Source organism: Mesorhizobium sp. M0563 (genome assembly GCF_040321065.1).
GTDB lineage: Bacteria > Pseudomonadota > Alphaproteobacteria > Rhizobiales > Rhizobiaceae > Mesorhizobium.
On the sequence record NZ_JAMYQV010000002.1, the window covers coordinates 524,426 to 530,936 of the forward strand.

The 6,511-nt window shown below is 59.1% G+C and carries 6 protein-coding genes and 3 pseudogenes; 7 read left to right on the top strand and 2 right to left on the bottom strand.

Annotated elements, in window-relative coordinates; genetic code table 11:
• Positions 1–1,139 precede the first annotated feature (1,139 nt).
• Both NKI50_RS05265 and NKI50_RS05270 read left to right on the top strand, forming a co-directional pair.
• Positions 1,140–1,381 (top strand): annotated as a pseudogene (locus tag NKI50_RS05265) (AAA family ATPase); the annotation flags it as partial.
• 102 nt (positions 1,382–1,483) lie between these two features.
• Positions 1,484–2,866 (top strand): ATP-binding protein, encoded by a 1,383-nt coding sequence (locus NKI50_RS05270; RefSeq protein ID WP_036245939.1) that lies wholly within the window; start codon positions 1,484–1,486, stop codon positions 2,864–2,866.
• Positions 2,867–3,560: 694 nt separating this feature from the next.
• Here the strand turns inward: NKI50_RS05270 and NKI50_RS05275 are convergent.
• Positions 3,561–3,842, bottom strand: a complete 282-nt coding sequence (locus NKI50_RS05275; protein WP_352485048.1) for a Fic family protein — start codon at positions 3,840–3,842, stop codon at positions 3,561–3,563.
• A gap of 160 nt (positions 3,843–4,002) precedes the next feature.
• A complete protein-coding gene (locus NKI50_RS05280; RefSeq protein ID WP_245278789.1) occupies positions 4,003–4,281 on the bottom strand; it encodes a Fic/DOC family N-terminal domain-containing protein in 279 nt (92 codons plus the stop codon).
• A 28-nt stretch (positions 4,282–4,309) separates the two neighbouring features.
• Between NKI50_RS05280 and NKI50_RS05285 the strand changes: the two genes are divergently transcribed.
• From NKI50_RS05285 to NKI50_RS05305, 5 genes and pseudogenes are all read left to right on the top strand, one after another.
• Positions 4,310–4,513, top strand: a complete 204-nt coding sequence (locus NKI50_RS05285) for a hypothetical protein (protein ID WP_023723017.1) — start codon at positions 4,310–4,312, stop codon at positions 4,511–4,513.
• Positions 4,514–4,541: 28 nt separating this feature from the next.
• Positions 4,542–4,787 (top strand): hypothetical protein, encoded by a 246-nt coding sequence (locus tag NKI50_RS05290; RefSeq protein ID WP_023723018.1) that lies wholly within the window; start codon positions 4,542–4,544, stop codon positions 4,785–4,787.
• Positions 4,788–5,169: 382 nt separating this feature from the next.
• Positions 5,170–5,409, top strand: a pseudogene (gene nifH / locus NKI50_RS05295) (nitrogenase reductase); the annotation flags it as partial.
• Positions 5,410–5,552: 143 nt separating this feature from the next.
• A pseudogene (locus tag NKI50_RS05300) lies at positions 5,553–5,903 on the top strand (transposase); the annotation flags it as partial.
• A 242-nt stretch (positions 5,904–6,145) separates the two neighbouring features.
• On the top strand, positions 6,146–6,430 hold the full coding sequence (locus NKI50_RS05305) for a hypothetical protein (protein WP_023723021.1): 285 nt from the start codon (positions 6,146–6,148) through the stop codon (positions 6,428–6,430).
• Positions 6,431–6,511: the final 81 nt, after the last annotated feature.

The following is a 6,511-nucleotide window of genomic DNA, read 5'->3' on the forward strand; positions in this document are numbered from 1 at the left end:
GGAATGATCGCCAGCGCCGGTGGCCCAGCCTCACTTGGCAGGCTTCTCCCTTTTTGTTGCGCGTCAGTTTTGTCCGCTGTCCAACGATGTCGGATTTGCGACATAGTCGCAGTAGAACTATAATGTTCTTTATAAAACACGTACATGCAGGTTCCGCTGCGAGCCTTAGGTGCTGAGGGAAACGCTTGTCGCATGCAGATGATGTTTATCCGGTGCTCTGGCTGCGGCGAATTGGACCAACAAAGATAGCGTTAGAAAGTATGGCTCCGGCAAAACTCATCCAACATTGCGGTTAAGCGGCCCGACAGTCATCTCCGACAAGCGACAAAATCAACTGAGCGTTCTCGAGTGCCCGTCAGATATGCGCCGTGTGGACCGACGCGACTGCGGTTCAGAATGAGACCCCCGGCGCGTGTCACGATTGCAGGACCCGACGCTCCGGGACAGCTCAAGAACCTCTTGGCTTGCGCGGCGACATGATTGGCGATACTCCAGCCGAATTGGAGCACCAGAAGCTGGCCCAGCAGCAGCTGCAAATCGGGGTGCAGCACGAGTGCCATCATACGTGCGATTAGTGACAACACCAGCGCGACGGCCCAACGACCGCTTGGGCGGCGTGTAAGAAATTCCGCTCGGCACCACTATCTGAAGATAACCAGGGTGCGCCAAGACAAGACAGGCGAGGTCGAGCCGTCAACGAACGCATTGTAAAAAGCGGCAGATGTGTTGGTCGCGGTTGAGCGCCAGCTCGTGTTCAATGTGCGAACGGCCGGCCCAGATCAATGGCAGGCTGGAGCGATACAGAGGTATGCGTAGACCGACGTCCTTGCTGCGGTCTCCCCGATCAAAATCGCCTCAGACTCGCTGCCTGCAACTTCTTTCCGGTCTGCGAGGTATGCGGGTCGCAAGTAACGGAAGCCGACACGTTGTGTCGCCTTTGTCGGGTCCGCGACACAGGCTGGCTTAGCCAATCTCTTGTTGCCTCGGGCTAAGCAGCTGAAAAGAATTCACGAATTTTCTTCTCCGGCCCAGTCAGTCACGTTGGCACGAGTCTTGAAAACCTTGGTGCAAGGCGGCGAGAGCTGCCAACGCATTCATGTCGCGGGCAGCCGCAAATGGAACAGAAGAAGGAAAGCTACATGTCAGGTCTGCGTCAGATCGCGTTCTACGGCAAGGAGGGCATCGGCAAATCGACGACGTCCCAAAATACGCTCGCCGCCCTTGTCGACCTCGGGCGAAGGATCCTCATCGTCGGCTACGACCCCAAAGCCGACTCCACCCGCCTGATCCTGAACGCGAAGGCGCAGGATACGTTCTGCACCTCGCAGAACAAGAAGGTTCGGTGGAAGATCTCGAACTTCAGGACGTGCTCAAGGTCGGCTGCTTCCAAGCATCCTGACTTGTTGTACAGCATGCTGTGAGGACACCTGGTGCATTGTCGCGCGAATCGTCGATCAATTGTGAACTCACAAAGGATATCACCATGACTGAGGTTATTCGCTTTACCTGGCAGGCACTTCATGCCCATTTCAAAACCGATGATTTGTTGGAGCTGACGAGCTCCCACCGACGGTTTTATCCACATCTCCTGCCGGATCTTCAAACCATGATCGAAGAGCAGATCGCGCCTCTGTCTCCCAAGCTGGTCGGCGTCCACCAGTTCTACGACTCTGAGCCCATGAAGCTATCAGACCTTATCATTCGCCAGGAACATGCCGTCGTTCCGATAACACCCTTGCAATATCAGGACATCGACATCGGCGAAGAGGAGCCTTATGCGTCTCTGCACAACGGCCTGTGGTTGTTCCAGATCGGCGACGAGCCGGTTGCGGTTTTTCTGTCGCAGTTCACCGCCCCATACAATGGCATGACATACGTTCAAGTGGAAATCGCTTTTCTGCCCGGCGAGCAGGCATGCGACTTCTCGCGCGAATTTCTTCGCAAGATCCAGGAGGGCTGCGAGAGCTCACGATATTATCGCAACAAGGTCCTCTCTTTCGAAGAAGATGCAGGAACCTCTGGGATGCAGGGTACGATGCGGGTTCATGGTCTTCCTGCCGTATGCCGGAACGACCTGGTGCTTTCCGAGGCAACTATGGCGCGTCTTGATGCCCACATCTTCGATTTCGATGGACACCGAGAGGAGCTGAAGCGTCTCGGCCAATCGACGCAAAAGGGTATTCTGCTTTACGGACCTCCTGGGACAGGCAAGACGCACGTCATCCGTCATGTTTGTGCCAACCTGCCTGGCCGCACTACCGTTCTGGTCACGGCTGAGCAGACAATTGCGATTGGGTTCTACATCGCGCTGGCGCGTACCTTGCAGCCGAGCATCGTCGTGCTGGAGGACGTCGATCTGGTGGGCCGGTCGCGAGAGGATGTTCATGGTCAAAAGGCCGAACGCCTCCTCAACCGTCTGTTGAACGAGATGGACGGTCTTGAGTCAGGGACAGATATCTTTTTCTTCCTGACGACGAACCGGCCGGAGGACATTGAGGAAGCGCTCGCTTCGCGCCCGGGCCGCGTGGACGAAGCTATTGAAATTCCGCTCCCCGACGCTGGTTGCCGCGAGCGGCTGATAGCGCTCTATGGTGGTGCTCTCACCTTCGAGAGCGGAGCGGTGGCCGATGCCGTCGCACGCTCAGACGGCAGCAGCGCGGTCTATGTCAAGGAGATGGTCCGTCGTCTGGCCCAACGGAGCCTCGCGCGAGATGGCTCTCATTTTGTCTCGCGCGACGATGTGGAGGTGGTCTTCGGCGACTCCGGAGTATTGTCCAGCCGTCTCAACAGGCGCATCGTCGGCCTCACCGACAAGGCGTCAAGAAGAAAAAAGGCCGAAGAAGATGACAGTGACTGCTGCGGCTAAAGTTCTGCGGCCCGAGTGCGCCTTGTGCTGATTTTCGATGACTTCGCTCTAATCAGCGCAAGGCGCCAGTGGGCGCCCCTCGGCCATGCCTGGTCGGCTCGATGCGAGGCCAGGAACGATGAGTGCCCGAATTCACCTGGCGGCTCACCTGCGGAGCGGTCCCGCACCGCTCCGATCCGCCGCAGTCAGTGTTCGTCGTGAACGACGCTTGCGCACTGCCAGCCCTGGATGAACAGCCTCCGATAGCCGAAGCGTCGCCACTAATTGGCGAGGCTGCAGGAGTCGTTCGCGCAGCGTGGTGTGATTTTCATGGAATGAGCACGCGAAAATGCGGGGTCGGGATTCCACGGTCATTGACAGCGTGATATGATTTCGCGGTTGGTAGCGATCAGCCACTGTCCAATTCCGTTCCGGTTCGCACGCATTCCAGATAGGCGCGATAGGCGAAGCTGCGGTCGCGCTTCTTCCCCATGGTGTCCACGAGAATATTGGCTTCGGTCAGCGCCTCGATCGCACGGATCGCGGTCGCTTGCTTACGCCGATCAACTTTATGACCGAGGCAACGCTCACGACCGGATGACGCGGCGATTGCTCGAACAGTCTGACTGCGGAGCCGGAGGCGGATTGGGCTTGGAGCAGTCGCACCCGGTGCGAGGATACGAGATTGAACAGTTCACGCGCCGAAGCGACGGCTTCACCGGAAGTGGTGGCGATCGAGAAAGAAGTCTATCCAGCCCTCCCAGTTCCCTTCCACCGGATTAAAATCGAGGCGCCGGTAGTACTCTTCCCTGTGGCGCTTGAAAAACAGGCTGAGATAGAGGAGCCGCGCCTTTAGTAAGCCCCAGTGCTCCAAGAGCAGGGCGATCAGGAGTCGCCCGATCCGCCCGTTGCGGTCGAGATAGGGATAAATGATCTCGAACTGCACGTGGCGAAAACCTGCCCGCACCAGCTTCGCTAGCGGATCGTCGACGTGGATGTATTTCTCAAATTCGCTGGGAAGCTGGGGAAGCTTATCCGGTGGCGGCGGGACCTAGGTCGCATTGCCTGGCCGACTTCCCCCGATCCAGTTCTGGCTGCGGCGTACGTCTTCTTGTTCGAACAACGCACGACGCGCATCAACCGCTTGTGCGTCTCGTTCAGGAGCGCATGGAAATCGGCAGCCCCTGCTTCGACGCAAGCTGGTCGCGGGCATAGGCGAGCGTGTCGAGGTAGTTCGTGACCGCTTCCATATCGGCGTTGGGTGCCGGCCCCTCTTCGGCCTCGAAAGCCAGAAGGTCCACGAGTGCTGCCTGCGTGCCCTCGATCTGCGACGAGATCACTGCCTCCTTGCGCACGAAGGCATAGATGAACCAATCGAGGTCAAGGCACCATATCGCCAGCGCTCGCCGCCCTTGTCGACCTCGGGTGATTGCCATGACGACCATTGTGTACCGAGATGGGATCATGGCAACGGACAGCCGCGTCTATTCGAGCGACGGCAGCCCGATCGGCTTCAAGAAAAACCTGCACGTCCTGCCCAATGGCGCCCTGGTCGCGTCCTCGTCGAGTGATGTCGGCCAGACCGACGCCGCGAGCCACGGCGGCCAGACCGACGCCTTCGCCAAATGGTGCAGCCAGGTGGTCAACGAAGGCCATCCCCACCCATGACAGCAAGATCGGCGTCAAGGCGCTGCTGGTGTGGACCGACGGCACCGTCCACTACTGGAACCATTGGTCCTGCTTTACCGGGCCGCTCGAGGCGCCATTCTTCGCGATCGGCTCCGGCACGGAGTTTGCACTGGGCCCGCTGCACGCGGGCAGAACGGCCGAGGAAGCGGTCAGGATCGCCAGCGAGTACGATTCCTTAACCGGCGGGCCGATCCACACTGCGAAGCTCTCCCCTATCCCGAACCCGCCCAACACGCCGATTTCGGGTGTCTAGCCGTGAAGAATCTACGCCGTCAACGTCACCCAGCGGCTGACGCTTACCTAATGCGGCCGCAGCCGAGGCGCAAAGACCAAGCATGTGCTAACGTTCAACATGGATCACCCGATTGGAGGCCGGCCAGTTGTCGGGCTCCTGGGAGATCAATAGCGGTCGCAAGTAACGGAATCCGACACATTGTCGTCTTTGTCGGGTCCGCTACACACGGTTTGCTTAGCCAATCTCTTGTTGCCTCGGGCTAAGCAGCTGAAAGTATTCACAAATTTTGCTCCGGTCCAACTCAGCCGAGTTGGCACGGGTCTTGAAGCCCTTGGTGCAAGGCGGCGAGCTGCCTTCATGGCGCGGGCAGCCGCAAATGGAACAGAAGAAGGAAAGCTACATGTCACGTCTGCGTCAGATCGCGTTCTACGGCAAGGGGGCATCGGCAAAGTCGACGACGTCCCACGCTCGCCGCCCTTGTCGACCTCGGGCAAAGGATCCTCATCGTCGGCTGCGGCCACAAAGCCGACTCCACCCGCCTGATCCTGAACGCGAAGGCGCAGGATACGTCCTGCACCTCGCAGCACAAGAAGGCCCGGTGGAAGATCTCGAACTCCAGGACGTGCTCAAGGCCGGCTACTTCCATGCATCCTGACTTGTTGTACAGCATGCTGTGAGGACACCTGATGCATTGTCGCGCAAATCGTCGCTCCATTATGAGCTCGCAAAGGATATCATCATGACTGCCGTTCGCTTTGCATGGCAGGCACTCCATGCCCATTGGCGCTTTACGAGGATGTCTACTGCCGGCGCGGCGCTGCCGAGAACCACATCAAGTCGTGGAAGACGCATCTCGCCGCCGACCGCACCTCCGGCACAAGAGCGACGGCCAACCAGTTCCGGCTGTTCCTGCATGCCGGCGCCTACTGGCTTATGGGGGGCCTGCGTGCCGCGATGCCGAAACGCTCCAGCTTTGCAGTCGCTCAACTCGACACGCTGCGACTGCGCCTCATCAAGATCGCCGCTCGCATGGTCGACATGAAGACCCAAATCCGCCTGCACCTGCCGACATCCTGCCCGGACCAGCGCATTCTACGCATCGTCCTCAGTCGCATCCCGCAACTCGCGATATAAGCAATGGGGCGCAGACGTCCCGGAACAAACCCGCTGACCTCAACCCGCAAACCCTCGCCTTCCATCACGACGGATCACCGCCGGCGCCTGATGAGGCTTGGGAAAACGCACAGCAAAGGAAACCAGATCGCCGCTTCAGGCCGCCGAAAGCTCTTCGCCGTGCATCAAGCGGGCTAGGTTCCGCGGGCGATCTAATGCTTCCCAGAATCTCTACAATCAACTTTTGTGTCGAGGAGGAAAGTATGTGGTATAAGACGGCGATGGTGGTCGCGCTGGCCACAATCTGCACAGGCTGCATGACGGCGGAAGACCGCCGTGCCGCGGACGAGGACCGCCGTGCCGCGGACGAGGCGCAATGCCGGTCCTACGGCTTCGTCGGGAACGATGCCTTCGCCGAATGTCTGCAGCGCATCGAGCTCGAGCGCCGCGCGGACCTGAGAAGCGCGTGCGCTTTCGATCCTTGGGACCGGCCGGTGATCTATCGTCCGGTCATCATCCGCCCATGGCCCTGTTTTGAAGATTGGTAACCGGTATGATCATGACGGTGCCATCCGATCCCCGCTGGAGATGAGCGATTTTCGGCGTATGGTGCGACCATCCGGGACAGG